The organism is Mannheimia cairinae (assembly GCF_028649535.1).
GTDB lineage: Bacteria > Pseudomonadota > Gammaproteobacteria > Enterobacterales > Pasteurellaceae > Mannheimia > Mannheimia cairinae.
In genome coordinates, this window is the sequence record NZ_JAQSJE010000009.1 from 388,271 (window position 1) to 403,387 (window position 15,117).

Genomic DNA, 15,117 nt, shown 5'->3' on the forward strand with positions numbered 1-15,117 from the left:
TTATTTATAAAGAATTTAAATTTATTTTTTTAACGCTATAAAACAACCTAGCATAACAAATAACATAGCTACTGTCTGTTCTATATTAATCGCCTCGCCAAGCATAAGAAAACCGATAATTGCTGTAGAAACCGGTACTAGCAGTTGTATAATATTGTAGAAAACTAGACCTTGCTTTTCTACAATATAAAATGCAAAAAACATTCCTGCTGTTAAGCAATAGACTCCTGCCAACATAAGGGCAATAAACATAAACCCACTCACATCTGCTAATTGTGTAATAACACCAGTTTGTGTGGCAGCAGAAAAATACAATAATCCGCCTAATGTTGCAGTAGATGCACTCACAACAATAGAATGATATTGTCTGGTTATTTTCTTGGCGATAAGATTTTGTATCGGCTGAACAATAATCCAGCCAGTAAGAAATAAAACACCTTTAGTTAAATCTATACTTTCCCCTTGCTCCGAATTGTTTAGTACAAAAGCAAAAGACGCAATAATTGCAATGATTGCCCCGATATAAAAATACCAAGATTTAAGTTGTGCTCTTTCATCTTTAAAAAAGATAGCCGAAATAATAATGGCAACAGGCATCATAATAATGCCAAAAATACTGCCCATCAGTGCAGTTGTATATTTTAATCCTTCAGTAGAGAGATAAATATTAAAAAACATTATTATTGCAATCAGAAATAAATAGCATAATGTTTTAGGCTCGTGAAATAAACGAATAACTTGTGCTTTAAATTTCCATATAGCTAACAATATAAAAACAACTGCCGCAGATGACAGTCTTACCGCATTATTATTTAATACGTCAAAATGCAAACTCATATAACGAATAATAGGGAAGGCAAATCCTACTAATATCATATATACAATAGCAATTATTAATCGATTATTCATAACTAGAAATCATTCAATTAAACATTTTCAAACGCTAATCTTTTAGAATATAGCTGCTGTATGATCTCTAAAATTTCACCTATATCTTTTCCCATATAATCAGCAAGCGATTGGTCAATCAACATCCGTTTTTCTTCATAGCCAATTACCGCTAAGCCTGCCGTTTTAGCAGAAAGCATTCCATAGTAAGAATCCTCAACTGCTACTGCATTTTGTGGCTGAACCCCTAATTTTTCACAAGTATAGCGATAGATAGTTGGATCGGGTTTACTATGTTCGAACTGTTCACCACTGACAATTAAATCAAATTCATCAATAATGCCACAAACTGTTAAAATATTCTTAATATGTGCTGTTTCAGAGGACGATGCGACCGCTAATTTTATCTGATTTTGTTTAGCAAACAGCAGTATTTTTTGAATATCAGACCTAAAAATCGTTTTAAAATCAACAGTGCTGAATATTTCGTGGAAAAATGCATAATAACGATTACGAATTTCTTCAATCGGCAAACTAGATTCCGCTAGTTTTTTAATAACTACTGGGATTTTGCTTAAACATTTTCCAACAACCACTGATTGTTCAGCTAAAGTAATTGGACGATCATGTTCCTTAAGGTTTTCAATAAACTGCTTCTGGAGTGAAAACTCTAAATATTCAGTATCAACAATGACACCATCCATATCAAAAATAATAGCTTGAAGCATAGAAACCTCATTTTGCAAACTTAAGGGAAAATTTAACCGCTTGTAGAGTTATCATTTGGTTTGATTAAACCAGCTCACAAAATCAAACTGATCATAATAACGCTCACCATTAAACCCCGTATATTCGTATAAATCTCCCACATCCGTTTGATTTTCAAAACCTTTTATCATAAAGCTAGATTTAATATCTGGATAAGTACGATGAGTAAACAGTACTTTATTTGGAAATGGTAGTGCATCAAATTCTTGCATATCTTGATAAGTGCAACCGTCTCGCTCGGTCATTATCACAAATAAATTATTCATATCAATTCTTGCAGTACGCTCATGCCATTTTTGTTCAGCTTCTTGCTCAGAATGATAGTGCATAAAATACAGAGTTAAATCATCTAATTTTGCCACTGGATAATCTTTTTCATTGATAAATTCCAATGATTGTTGGCGATAATGTTCAATGTTTTTCAGATAACGGATAAAGTCTTCAGGTGAAAGATATAAATTCACAAAAGGTGAACGAAATTGTAGCCCTAAATCGTGTAGCATAAAGCCACCTGTGCAATTATGCGACAGCACTGAAAAATGCGTATTTTGTAATTTTTTTCGCCTTGCCCGATTCATTATATTACGAACAATTTGATTAAATTTATTATAAATTCGTTTTGATAAAGAGAGTGTCATTTTGTTTCTCTATTCAAGCGGTCAAATTTTGCAAAAAATTTACTAAATCTGACCGCTTGCGCCTTTTTAGCCCATTCGATAGTTCGGAGCTTCTTTTGTAATCGTTACATCGTGCACGTGGCTTTCTTTGATACCCGCACCGCTGATACGAACAAATTGAGCTTTAGTGCGTAAATCTTCGATGGTTGCTGAACCTGTTAAGCCCATACAAGAACGTAATCCGCCCATTTGTTGGTGGATAATTTCTTTTAAGTACCCTTTGTAAGGAATACGTCCTTCAATACCTTCTGGCACGAGTTTATCCGCTGCATTATCTGATTGGAAATAACGATCTGATGAACCTTTACTCATTGCACCCAATGATCCCATTCCACGGTAAGATTTAAATGCTCGACCTTGGTATAACTCAATTTCGCCCGGAGCTTCTTCTGTACCTGCAAACATTGAACCAACCATTACACAACTTGCACCTGCAGCAATCGCTTTTGAAATATCGCCAGAATAGCGAATACCACCGTCGGCAATAACAGGAATACCTCGTCCTTCTAGTGCTGTCGCAGCTTCAGAAATTGCCGTAATTTGTGGTACACCTACACCTGTTACGATACGAGTAGTACAAATTGAACCTGGTCCAATCCCAACTTTGACGGCACTTGCTCCAGCATCAGCCAGTGCAATCGCACCTTCTGCCGTTGCAATATTACCGGCAATAATCGGTAAATCTGGATATTTTGCACGAGTTTCACGCACACGTTGCAATACACCTTCTGAATGACCGTGTGATGAATCAATTAATAAAACATCAACACCTGCTTTCACTAGTGCTTCAATACGCTCTTCATTACCAGGGCCAGCCCCTACTGCCGCTCCAACACGTAAGCGTCCGAATTCATCTTTACACGCATTTGGTTTACTTTCTGCTTTTTGATAGTCTTTTAGTGTGATCATCCCTTTAAGTTTAAATTCATCATTTACCACTAAAACTTTTTCAACACGGTGTTCGTGCATTAAGCTGAAAATTTCTTCACGAGTTGCACCTTCTTTAACTGTTACTAAACGCTCTTTCGGGGTCATAAATTCACGCACTGTTTTGCTTAAATCATTCACAAAACGGGTATCTCGCCCAGTAATAATGCCGACTAAATTTTGTTGTACATCAACAACAGGATACCCTGCAAAACCATTTTGTTTTACCAAAGTTGCTAATTCAGCCAAAGTGATATCAGGTGAAACAGTAACCGGTTCTGAAACAATCCCGCTTTCAAATTTTTTCACTTTACGTACACGATCTGCCTGGCGTTCAATAGACATATTCTTATGAATAAAGCCAATTCCACCTTCTTGAGCAAGCGAAATTGCTAATTTAGTTTCAGTAACGGTATCCATTGCGGCTGAAAGCATAGGAATATTTAAGCGAATTGTTTTTGTTAATTGAGTTGAAAGATCGGCCGTATTAGGAAGCACAGTTGAATGTGCAGGAACGAGAAGAACATCATCAAATGTAAGGGCTTCTGTTTTGATACGTAACATTGCAATAATTCCTTAAAAAGTAATTAATATTGAAAAACTGTATTGGAAAATTGCGAGCGGATTATACAGGTAAAGTCTAATATTGTAAATCTCCCAAGCAAACGTTTTCGTGATTTTTGAGAAAAATAAATAGATAAAAGAAGGCTAGAATCTAACGTATTCTAGCCTTCTTTTATTTTATAGTTAATCTAAGCCAATTAATCTCCAGCGATTATGTGAAACACCTTCAATTTTGCCATTTTTAACATTGGTCAGATAACTAATCATCATATTCTGGATTGTGCCAGCTTCTGAGCCCATTGCGACTTTAGATTCCCATAATACAGGGATATTTTGGCCTTCAAAAATACCGCCTTTTTTACTTAGTTGCCCGAAACGATACGAATTCATACCGACTTTTAATTTCATATCATCGGTAATGGCTTTTCCATCGGCTAATTTCAATTCCGTAATTTTACTGCCACTTGGGTTGCGTAAATCCACGTTGTAGCTTACACCACCAAAAATATCAAAGGTTACGTATTTTGATTTGCCACGAACTTCATTGTAACGATATTCTTTGTCCCCCGGTTGGATTGTATCAAAATAATCTGCCGACCATTCCATATACTGTTTAAGTTGCTTACCAGTCAATTCATAAACAGTTACATCACCACCAGCATAACGGTAGTTATAGATAATATCTTTTTTCTTAATTGGGCCTTTATCTAAACGCACTGTTTCATAGTCAAATGCGAAAGAGACTACATCGGCTTTACTATAGTGTAATTGAGCATCAGTGATGAAAGATGACATACCAGTATCTTGTGAAAATGCGATAGATACCCCGTGGTTCTTACCTTGTGGAATCATATCATTTTCAGTTTCACCAATTTCCACATTATTCATTCGACGTAGCTCATCGTGGTAAGGTTTGTAAATTCCTTCAATTTTTGGATCGCTTGCAAGATCTTTCATTGGTACCGTTTTAGCTGTTTTTGAAAGCAACGTTACTTTGCCATCATCTGCTACATCAAAGCTCAAATCAACTTCAGAAACAACCGTGCCATAACGATGTGGCTCAGTAATCAAAGTATCTTTAATGATTTCGCTTGGAATGTTTTTGTGCATATGACCTGCAATAATGACATCAATACCATCAACGGCATTAACTAAATCTGCAACACCAGTATCAGGAATATTATTTTCATTTTCAATTCCCATATGAGCAAGAACCACTATCGCATCTACACCTTTAGCTTTTAAATCTGCAATCTGGAGCTTTGTCTCTTCAATAGGTGAAGTAAATTTCATCTCATCTAGATGACCAGTATCTTTCTCAAAAATTTCCGACATTGGTGTTGTTAAACCAATAATGCCAAGTTTCACACCTTCACGCTCAATAATCATTGTAGGATCGACATAACGGCGACCATCTTTATAATAGAAATTAGCCGTTAGTGTTTTAGCCTCAATATCTCTTACAATCGCATCTAATGCTGGCATACCAAAGTTAAATTCGTGGTTACCTAGAATAAAAATATCGTATCCCATTGCATTTAATACTTTTGGTACTGGGTTATCATTATAGTATTCTGGTGTTTTTGCAAAGACTTCAACTTGGTTATCTTGAATAGCATCGCCAATGTCCACCAAAATCACATTTTTGTTATTAGGATCTTGACGAACTTGATTTACATAAGTGGATATCTGTGCAAATGAGCCAGAACGATCTTCAACATCTGCACCATAACTCCAAGGTACAATACGACCGTGTATATCTGATGTGCCTAAAAATTTAATATTAACTTCTTTAGCTACCGCTACACTCACAGCTGATAACATAAATAAAGTGCCAAGCATTTTTTTCATAACGAATACTCCATAATATAAAGGACAAATATTTTACTGTTTATTAGAAATTAATTTTGTGAAATTCTTCACAAAACATAGATTTAGCTTTCTTTTCGCTCATAAAACGAGCTATTCCCACCATGTTTACACTATATTTTGAGCATAAAAAAACTGCATCTTAACGAATATTAAGATGCAGTTTTGTCTTTTAAGTGTAATTACGCTTCTTTTGTTGTAGGGAAGTATTTTTCCTCATCAAATTCACGTAATGGTTTATGCTCTTGACCTAAGAAAGTATAAATTACAGGTAGTACGAATAGTGTAAATAACGTACCGATTGAAAGACCTGCTACGATAACCATACTCATACTAAAGCGAGCAATCGCACCTGCACCTACCGCAAATAGTAATGGGATAAGACCTGCCACCATTGCTGCTGTTGTCATTAAAATCGGACGTAAACGAATCGTTGCAGAATACACTATCGCCTCATAACGAGAGACACCGTGATTAAGCTGCTCTTCTTTCGCTACTTCGCACATTAAAATACCGTGCTTGGTAATAAGTCCTACAAGGGTTACTAAACCTACTTGAGAATATAAGTTTAATGTTGAACCCGCTATTCCGGCTATACCTAATATATTCATTACTAATAATGAGCCACTTACGGCTAATGGTACCGAAACAAGGATTACCATTGGATCACGCCAAGATTCAAATTGAATTGCCAGTACTAAATAGATGATAACAACTGCTAAAGCGAACGTCATTGCCATCGCATTACCTTCTTGAATAAATTGGCGAGATTCGCTACGGAAGTCATATTGATATCCAGTAGGTAAACTACGATCTAACTCAGCTTTTGCCCAATTTACCGCATCACCAATAGAACCTGCCACAACACCAGAAATAGTTGCTGAATTTAACTGGCTCATTCGTGGTAATGATGAAGGTGATGTCGTTAGTTCCATTGTCACAAATGAACCTAATGGGATTGACTCACCACTTGCTGTTGTAACAAAGTAGTTCATTAAATCTTCAGGATTTAAACGATCATTACGCACCGCTTGAGATACAATAGGATAAGCACGAGAATCTATATCAACACGAGTAATAATAGCTCCTGATAAGAATGCCCCTAATGTGCCACTTACCTGTTGCATTGTTACACCATAAGCACCCATTTTTTCACGGTCAAACTTCATATTCATTGTTGCCGTATCAAATTTCAAGTCTAGGTTCGCAAAGAAGAACTGACCCGATGTTTGTGCTTTTTTCAAGAAATCTGATGCCACTTCTGCTAGTTTTTGATAGCTATCGGCAGTGGTAATAACAAGCGAGAATGGTAAACCACTTTCCCCTGTTGAAATTTCAGGGAATGCAATCGCATTCACATCCATTGCAACAACTTGCTTACCAATAGCAGCAATATCATTTGAAATTTCAGCACGCTCACGTGAACGATCATTCCAATCTTTTAAAGAAATAATAGATAAAGCACTATTTCCACCATTAAAACCAGATACTGTCATCATTGAAGACACTTCAGGCAATTCACTGACTTTAGTATCAAAATCCACTAATGCTTCTTGTGTGTAATCTAAGTTTGTATTAGATGGACCATTTGAAATCCCTACAACGAAACCACGGTCTTCGGTTGGTGCAACTTCACTAGAAAGTGCATTAAATAAAAATGGAAGGCTTGCAAAAATTGCGATCGCAAACACTAACATAAATCTACGAACTGCCAATACTGCTCGTAACATATTGGTATAGCAATTTGTCATTTTATCTAGTGATTTATTCACTAAACGTGCAAATGCCCCTTCTTCGCCTTCTTTATGCTCTTTTAATACTTTACTCGACATCATTGGAGAAAGTGTTAAAGCGGCAATACCCGAAATAAATACCGCACCAGCAAGTGTTAAAGCGAACTCTTTAAATAGGGTTCCTGTTACACCAGACATTAATGCCATTGGAGAATATACCGCTGCAAGCGTGATAGTCATCGAAATTACAGGTACTGCAATTTCACGTGTACCAATAATCGCTGCATCAAAAGGCGATTTTCCTTCTTTAACGTGACGTTCTACGTTTTCTAATACCACAATCGCATCATCAACTACTAACCCGATTGCTAGTACTAATGCTAATAATGTTAAAAGATTGATAGAAAAACCAAACATTTGTAGCAAGAATAAAGCACCAATCAATGAAATCGGAATAGTAATAACCGGAATAATCATTGCTCGCAGTGATCCTAAGAATAGGATAATTACTACTAATACGATAATTGTTGCTTCGAAGATGGTATAAATAACTTCGCTGATAGAGCTATCAATAGCAATAGTTTTATCGTAAATAATATCGCCTTCAATAGAGCTCGGTAAATTTCTTACAATCTGCTCAAATACCGGATAAATATCTTTTGCAACTGTTAATGAGTTAGCCGTTGTTGCAACAGATACCGCTAAAACAACCGCTTCTTTACCACTTACTGTTGCTCGAGCAACATCTTGATATTTATCTAATTCAACAGTAGCAATATCTTTTAATTTAATTGTTCTACCATCAGGTGTGGTTGTCACCGTTACTTCTTCTAACTCTTCAACTGAAGGTGTTGTTGATAATACTTTATTCCGATACACCGTATAGTAGCCATTTGAGTTACCCGCAGCTGTTTGTAAGTTATTTGCACTTAACGCAGATAATACTGCAGCACCTGATAACTTATTACTTGCCATTTTATCTGGATCTAACCAAATACGTAAACCAAATGAAGAACCATATACATCAACACTAGAAATACCGTTTACGGTAAAAAATTGAGGCTTAACAACACGATTAATATAGTCTGTTACCTGTGAGGTATTTAATTCATCAGATACAAAACGAATATACATTAACGCATCATTAGAACCTGTTGATACACTAATTGACGGGTCATCAATACCACTTGGTAAATTTGAACGAACCGCATTTACTTTTGCTGAAATATCAGAAAGTGCTGCATTCGGATCAGTATTTAACTTCATTTTTGCCGTTACTGTTGTTGTACTTGGCGAGCTTGATGAAGTCATATAGTCAATATTATCTGCTTGAGCAACAGCCTCTTCTAACTGTGAGGTTACAAGTGCTTGCATTAAACTTGCATCAGCACCAGAATAGTTAACACTCACCGTTACAATAGAAACTGTCATCTCAGGATATTCACGCACCTGCAATTTATCAATCGATTGTAAGCCTAAAATAGTAATTAATAAGCTAATACAAACCGCTAATACAGGCCGCTTAATAAAGATGTCGGTAAATTTCACTTACTACTCCATTAAAGTTTACTGTTTGTTGCTGGGGTTGTTATCCCAATAGCTTCAACATCTGATACTTTTACTAAAGCATTATTACTTAAACGTTGTAAACCACCGGTCACAATTAAATCGCCAGCCTTAACGCCTTTACCTAATTGTGAATAGTTACCCCTACGATCTACAGTTTTAACCTCAACTTGTTTTGCACGATAGATTTTATTTACATCTAAACTTGGGTTTTGTTCAGCCATTTTTGTAACCATTTCTTTATCTTCATCAGATAAAGGTTGTAAAACATAAACGGTCTCACCATACATTGCATAAGCTACCGCAATTTGAGGCACAACAATTTGCCCAACCTCTGTTGGTAATGCCACATTTAAACGAGCAAACATACCTGAAAGTAATTTATTTTGACCTTCTTCAATTACTGCTTCTACATTAATTAAGCCAGTTAGACGATCTACCGCTGGATCAATCGCAATAATTCGAGCAGGGAATGTTTGAGCTGGCAGAGCATCAATTTCTGCTGTTACTTTTTGCCCAACAGAGATTTGCTCTAAATTTGTTTGAGGAAGTGTAAAACGAACCTTCATTGAAGATTGATCTTCTACACGAACAATCTCAGTTCCCATTGTGATGTACTGACCAACATTGACATTCACAATACCAGCAACACCACTAAAAGGTGCATAAACCTGACGACGTTTAATTGTTGCACGTAATGCTTCAATATTTGCAACTAATTGATTATATGTTGCTTGTGCATTATCTAATTCTGCTTTTGATGCACTATTTGAAGCAATTAATCGACGATAACGATCATAGTTAGCTTTCGCATTTGGTAACTGTGCTTCTGAGGCCTTTAAATTTGCGATTTCAACACTGCTATCAAATTCAACTAATAAATCGCCTTTATTTACTTTCTGACCAGAAGTTACTAGAACTCTGCTTACTACACCTGATGCTTCAGAACTTAGCATTGCCCCTTGATTTGGGCGAATATAACCAACAGCTGAAATTGTTGGGGTCCATTCTTGTGTTGTCACTTGCATTGCAGTAATTTCACTAACTGATTCTGGCATATTAGCAGCAGCCTCTGCTTTTTTGCCCGCAATAAATTGCTGCATTCCAACTACCCCACCAAAAACGATGAGCACAATTAACAACGTGAGTACAATTAAAAACTTCTTACCTTTGCCAGGTTTTTGAGTTTCAGTTGTCATACTTTCTCCATAAGATTAATAAAAATAAACTTAAAAAGTGATCGCTTTCCAAGTACGTAAAGTAATTTCGTTTAAATAGGTTTCAAAATTGATATCCTGCCTAAATCGTTGTAAATACTTCATATCAACAAGCGTGCCAATACTTAACGCATAAAGCAACTCATTAGGAAGATCAACTATAAGCTGCTGTTTCTTTCCTTCAAAAACAAGTTTATTCCAAAATGAATCTTCAGCTGCAATAGTTTCTCGGATCAATTCATCAATACCAATAACCGCTTGAAATTGTTTTACTAACTCCAAACGCTCTGTCAAAAATAACCATTTTTTTCTTACTAATTCTTGATATTGATTGAATAATTCAATTTCTGGTTTGAAATCAAAATCAATATAACTGTTATAGCAGTTCAATAACTGTGCTGCTAAACAATGTAATAAATTATCTTTAGTCTTAAAGTAAAGGTATAATGTCCCAGAGGCAATTCCTGCTTCTTTAGCAATATTACGCATTGAAAGATTTTGCAATCCTTCTTTTACAATAAGAGCTTCTGTTGCCAACAAGATACGTTTAACCATATCTTCTTTAGGCTCAATTCGCCTAGACATTTCATCTCCCAGCTCATAATGAACAAGCGTTCATTTTAACTTTTTTTCTAAAAAAAGAAAGAAAAAACTCAGTGTAAAAACAGAATAAAACGCTTGCCAAAAACTAATTTATCGTACAAGCGGTCATTTTTTCCTAAAACTTTGCAAAAATCACACAATCTATAATCTGCACAAGAGACTTTCTATTTATTTTTGTGCTACTATTCACTCTTAATTTAACCTACTTATTTTTATTTAGATATGGCAACAAAATCGAAATATCATACAAAACAATTTGATAGTCTTATGACTGATTTAATCGTAACCATTGAAAAACACAAAGCACCAGTTGATCTTTCCTTAATGGCATTAGGTAATTTAGTCACTAATATTTTATCTGAAAATATTCAAAACCCTATTCAAAGAGAAGCCTTAGCTGATGCTTTCTCTAATGCATTAAAACAATCATTAAAAGCAAAATAATATATTATGCTAAAACGCTTACACACTTTATTACCAACTAACTCTCGCCAATACCGAGAAGAAACCTCACAACGCATTACGTGGGGTCATTGGTTTGCACTCTTTAATATCGTGTTAGCGTTGTTAATTTCTTCTCGTTATGCATTCAATGCAGACTGGCCAAATACACTTATCGGCAGACTCTATTTCTTTATTAGCCTATTTGGTCATTTCAGTTTTGTTGTTTTTGCTGGCTTTCTGCTTATTCTCTTTCCTTTAGGTTTTTTGATTAAAAACGACCGAACCTACCGAGGGCTTTCGGTTATTCTTGCCACTATTGGACAAACAGTCTTATTAGTAGATACAGAAGTTTTTAAGCGATTTTATCTGCATTTATCACCGCTTGTATGGGATTTATTAGTTAATCCGGAAGAAGGCGAATTAACCCGAAAATGGCAGTTACTATTTGTGCCAATGCCACTCATTTTATTAGCTGAAATGATCTATTCTCGTTGGTGCTGGCAAAAGCTCCGCAGTTTTAGCCGCCAAAAATGGGGGAAATATGTTGCACTCTTTTTCCTTATTAGCTTTACTGCAACTCATCTTATTTATGCCTGGGCAGATATGAATGCCTACCGCCCGATTACCGCTCAAAAAGCAAATTATCCGTTGTCATATCCTATGACCGCTCGTAGCTTTTTAGAAAAGCACGGACTGATTGATCGTGAAGAATTTAATCAAGAAATTGAAGAAAGCGGACGTTTAGATAGTTTCTATCTAGATTATCCAAAACATCACTTAGTTGCGACAAAACAACCCAAAACGAATATTTTATTTATTAATCTCTCAGGGTTATCGCCTCAAGCTATTAATGCAGATAATATGCCAAAATTAACTGAAATTGGACAACATTCTCATCGCTTTATGCAACACTACAGTAGTGGGGATAATACCTCTGCAGGCATACTTGGGTTATTTTATAGCTTAAGTGGTAAATATTTAGACTCTGTTTTAGGGGATAAAACTGCATCTCCATTTATTCACCTACTAAAAGATGCTGACTACCAATTAGGATTGTTTTCGCATAATGGCTTTGCTGATCCTATTTATCATCAAGCTCTATTTTCTGGCATTTTATTACCATCAGCAAATAATAATCAACAAGCCATAACACAATGGAAAAATTGGATAACTCAACGCCCTTTAACAAATCCATTTTTTAGTTATCTTGATTTAACATTGCCTAATGCAAACAATCAAGAACAGCAATATAAACTATTAGATTGGCAATTTAATGAAATTTGGCAGCATCTGACACAAAATGCGTTACTGGCAAATACGATTATTGTTATTACATCAGATATTGCTAATAGTGCCGATAAAAATAGCTTTGCTAAAAAGCATATTCAAGTTCCAATGATGATCTACTGGCAAGGTGAAGGTAAACAATACCACTACTTATCTAGCCATTTAGATATTATGCCAACCTTTATTCAACAGTTATTTGCAGTAAAAAATCCATTACGTGATTATGCTCAAGGAATTGATCTCACTACAGCAAATGAACGGATCTGGATCTTAGCATCAAATCATAATTGGAATGTGGCTATTATGCCTAATGGCGAGCAATATCATATAGATAGAAAAGGACATTTTAAGAATTTTGATGCCAATGGAAAACTAGAAAAAAGTGACCGACCACCACTCGCAATATTCTTACAGATGATTCACCAAAGTAATCAATTTATAGCCAAATAAAATATGTAGATAGGTAATAACAAGCAAGGCATACTCATTTTGAACAAGTATGCCTTATTTTATTAACATATTTCTACTATACAATAGTAAAGATAAAGCATTTTAAAACCAATTAGATTTTTATAGTTAGAGCCTGTAGTCCTCCTAAGTTTATTCTTCCCTTCTTGCCTAAACAATTCTACTTCATTAAATTTACAACAAATATTCCCCCTAATTAACACCGTAAAAAACTTCTATTTTTATTCGTTCGCTTATGCCAAAAATAGACAAAAAAATAGCCCCCTTCTAAAAGAAGAGGGCTATATTATCAGCTAATTACTAGACTATATTACCATTGGTAACCAACACCTACTCCTGCACCAACATCACCACGAGTATTTGCATTACCTTGTAATTTCAAGATAACTTTACCGTTGTCACTTGAACGAGAGTAACCAACTGCTAATGCACCTTCACCTTTGAAAGTACCTGCTGAAGCTGCTACCATTGATTTACCTGGAATGTAAACTTGTGGTAATGCAGCTGCTGCATTAGAACCAGCGATACCTGCACGTGCTTCACGGTTGTTACGGTTGATCTTATTATTAAGAGCATTTGCCGTATCTTTTAATTGACCCACATTTACAGCATCAGTATCTTTAACACCTGGAGCTACATTAGTGATACGAGTTGGAGCACCGTTTTCACCTGCAACATTCAACTCATTAACACCATCTACTTTATTTACAGTTGAGCTAATGGTTGTTCCACCAACTTTAACTGTATCAAATTCTGGGTTATTTGATGTTGCCACTTCAACAGTTGAGCCTTTACGTGAAACTTTAATGTTTTTGCCACCAGAAACAGTCACTTTACCATTATTATTCACACGTTGAACTCCTTGCTCTGAAGTTTCAGCCACGTTGCCATCAACTGTTAGATCCCAACCTGTATTTTGCATTGCATTATACAACTGGCTACCATTGATTGCATCTTTACTTGTTGCACTTACATCACCATCTTTCACGTTAGTGATCTTAGAGCCCGCAGCATTGATGCCATCTTTGGTAACACTTGGACCTTTATTAATGGTTAAACCATTATCATTAACCGTTGTATCGCCAGCTGTTACAGAACCATCTTTTAAGTTAATGTTTTTCGCTAATTGGATCTCTAATGTATCAGAACCGTTCGCTTTAACATTGATGTTGCCTTCAGCACCCTCAAAAGATTTAGATTTTTCTGCAGATACTCCCTCACCTTTAATAGTCACTAAACTATTTAGTTTATGAGCGTTCTCTACAGAAGGATCATTACCTGTAAAGCGTAAACCATCATTTAACGTCGCTACTTGCTCTTTTTCACCATTTGGCTTCTCATAGACAATACGTGTTTTGCTTTCACCGTCAATACCATCATTGCCGTCTAAGCCTTTAGCTCCTTTCTCCATTGTCATACTACCATTTTTGCCATCCACACCATCTTGACCGTTTACACCATCAATACCGTGGAATACAACTGCATCTTTGGTAATAGTGATACCATCTTGACCATCGGCTCCTTTCACACCGATTGAACCATCTTTTCCTGGTTTTCCATCTTTGCCTGGTTTACCACCAACAGAGATGTTATCTGCTAAACCAAAATCAATTTGGTTATCCGTTACTGTTGTAATGATATTTTTATCTGTACTAGTAAATTTAACAGTTTCACCTGGTGCTACATTGTCTTCTTCGCCATTATCCGCAGTAATATTGAAGCCCTTAGAAGCTAACTGTTTCACTTCTTTTAACTGGCTTACATTAACTGCATCTGTATCATCTGTACCAGCGGCAACATTAGTGATTTTCTTATCACCAGCATTAATACCACCTTTTGTGATACTTGGACCATTCACAATAGACACACCATTGTCAGTAATAACTGTATCACCAATAGTAATAGAACCTTTATCTGTTAAATCAATATCTTTTGATAATTGAATTTCTAAAGTCCCTTCGCCATCAGCAAAAACATTAATATTACCAGCAGCTGACTCAAATAATTTAGACTCTGCTAAGCTTACTCCTTCACCTACAATCTTAACTATCGTATTTAACTTATGACGGTTTAGTTTTTCATTATTACCAGTGAAGATTAGACCGT

11 protein-coding genes are annotated in these 15,117 nt (G+C 35.8%); 2 read left to right on the forward strand and 9 right to left on the reverse strand.

Going from position 1 to position 15,117, the window contains the following annotated elements; translation table 11 throughout:
* Nucleotides 1–21: 21 nt before the first annotated feature.
* From PTQ27_RS10800 to PTQ27_RS10835, 8 genes are all read right to left on the reverse strand, one after another.
* Nucleotides 22–909: a DMT family transporter gene (locus PTQ27_RS10800; protein WP_273748663.1), complete on the reverse strand. Its 888-nt coding sequence runs from the start codon at nt 907–909 to the stop codon at nt 22–24.
* Between the two features lie 17 nt (nt 910–926).
* Nucleotides 927–1,616, reverse strand: coding sequence for an HAD family hydrolase (locus PTQ27_RS10805; protein WP_273748662.1), 690 nt, complete (start codon nt 1,614–1,616; stop codon nt 927–929).
* A 51-nt stretch (nt 1,617–1,667) separates the two neighbouring features.
* Entirely contained in the window at nt 1,668–2,294 is a 627-nt protein-coding gene (locus PTQ27_RS10810; RefSeq protein WP_273748661.1) for a DUF1919 domain-containing protein, read from the reverse strand.
* A 66-nt stretch (nt 2,295–2,360) separates the two neighbouring features.
* Nucleotides 2,361–3,824: an IMP dehydrogenase gene (guaB, locus tag PTQ27_RS10815; RefSeq protein ID WP_273748660.1), complete on the reverse strand. Its 1,464-nt coding sequence runs from the start codon at nt 3,822–3,824 to the stop codon at nt 2,361–2,363.
* A 183-nt stretch (nt 3,825–4,007) separates the two neighbouring features.
* Nucleotides 4,008–5,675, reverse strand: coding sequence for a bifunctional metallophosphatase/5'-nucleotidase (locus tag PTQ27_RS10820; RefSeq protein WP_273748659.1), 1,668 nt, complete (start codon nt 5,673–5,675; stop codon nt 4,008–4,010).
* Nucleotides 5,676–5,875: 200 nt separating this feature from the next.
* On the reverse strand, nt 5,876–8,974 hold the full coding sequence (locus tag PTQ27_RS10825) for an efflux RND transporter permease subunit (RefSeq protein ID WP_273748658.1): 3,099 nt from the start codon (nt 8,972–8,974) through the stop codon (nt 5,876–5,878).
* A gap of 11 nt (nt 8,975–8,985) precedes the next feature.
* Nucleotides 8,986–10,191 carry an efflux RND transporter periplasmic adaptor subunit gene (locus tag PTQ27_RS10830; RefSeq protein WP_273748657.1) on the reverse strand — a complete coding sequence of 402 codons (1,206 nt, stop codon included), beginning with the start codon at nt 10,189–10,191 and terminating at the stop codon, nt 8,986–8,988.
* Between the two features lie 30 nt (nt 10,192–10,221).
* Nucleotides 10,222–10,794 carry a TetR/AcrR family transcriptional regulator gene (locus PTQ27_RS10835; protein ID WP_273748656.1) on the reverse strand — a complete coding sequence of 191 codons (573 nt, stop codon included), beginning with the start codon at nt 10,792–10,794 and terminating at the stop codon, nt 10,222–10,224.
* Nucleotides 10,795–11,034: 240 nt separating this feature from the next.
* On the opposite strand from PTQ27_RS10835, the gene PTQ27_RS10840 reads away from it, so the two are divergent.
* Both PTQ27_RS10840 and PTQ27_RS10845 read left to right on the forward strand, forming a co-directional pair.
* Nucleotides 11,035–11,256 carry a YejL family protein gene (locus PTQ27_RS10840; RefSeq protein WP_273748655.1) on the forward strand — a complete coding sequence of 74 codons (222 nt, stop codon included), beginning with the start codon at nt 11,035–11,037 and terminating at the stop codon, nt 11,254–11,256.
* Nucleotides 11,257–11,262: 6 nt separating this feature from the next.
* Complete coding sequence (locus PTQ27_RS10845; protein WP_273748654.1) at nt 11,263–12,993, forward strand: DUF3413 domain-containing protein; 1,731 nt, start codon at nt 11,263–11,265, stop codon at nt 12,991–12,993.
* A 328-nt stretch (nt 12,994–13,321) separates the two neighbouring features.
* Here the strand turns inward: PTQ27_RS10845 and PTQ27_RS10850 are convergent.
* On the reverse strand, nt 13,322–15,117 hold a 1,796-nt coding region (locus PTQ27_RS10850; protein ID WP_273771139.1), incomplete at its 5' end, for a YadA family autotransporter adhesin.

Excerpts from the sequence above, each read along its gene's own strand:
- PTQ27_RS10800 (WP_273748663.1), bottom strand. The coding sequence starts at position 909 with ATGAATAATCGATTAATAATTGCTATTGTATATATGATATTAGTAGGA.
- PTQ27_RS10830 (WP_273748657.1), bottom strand. The coding sequence starts at position 10,191 with ATGACAACTGAAACTCAAAAACCTGGCAAAGGTAAGAAGTTTTTAATT.
- PTQ27_RS10820 (WP_273748659.1), bottom strand. The coding sequence starts at position 5,675 with ATGAAAAAAATGCTTGGCACTTTATTTATGTTATCAGCTGTGAGTGTA.
- PTQ27_RS10845 (WP_273748654.1), top strand. The coding sequence starts at position 11,263 with ATGCTAAAACGCTTACACACTTTATTACCAACTAACTCTCGCCAATAC.
- PTQ27_RS10810 (WP_273748661.1), bottom strand. The coding sequence starts at position 2,294 with ATGACACTCTCTTTATCAAAACGAATTTATAATAAATTTAATCAAATT.
- PTQ27_RS10840 (WP_273748655.1), top strand. The coding sequence starts at position 11,035 with ATGGCAACAAAATCGAAATATCATACAAAACAATTTGATAGTCTTATG.
- guaB (WP_273748660.1), bottom strand. The coding sequence starts at position 3,824 with ATGTTACGTATCAAAACAGAAGCCCTTACATTTGATGATGTTCTTCTC.
- PTQ27_RS10805 (WP_273748662.1), bottom strand. The coding sequence starts at position 1,616 with ATGCTTCAAGCTATTATTTTTGATATGGATGGTGTCATTGTTGATACT.
- PTQ27_RS10835 (WP_273748656.1), bottom strand. The coding sequence starts at position 10,794 with ATGTCTAGGCGAATTGAGCCTAAAGAAGATATGGTTAAACGTATCTTG.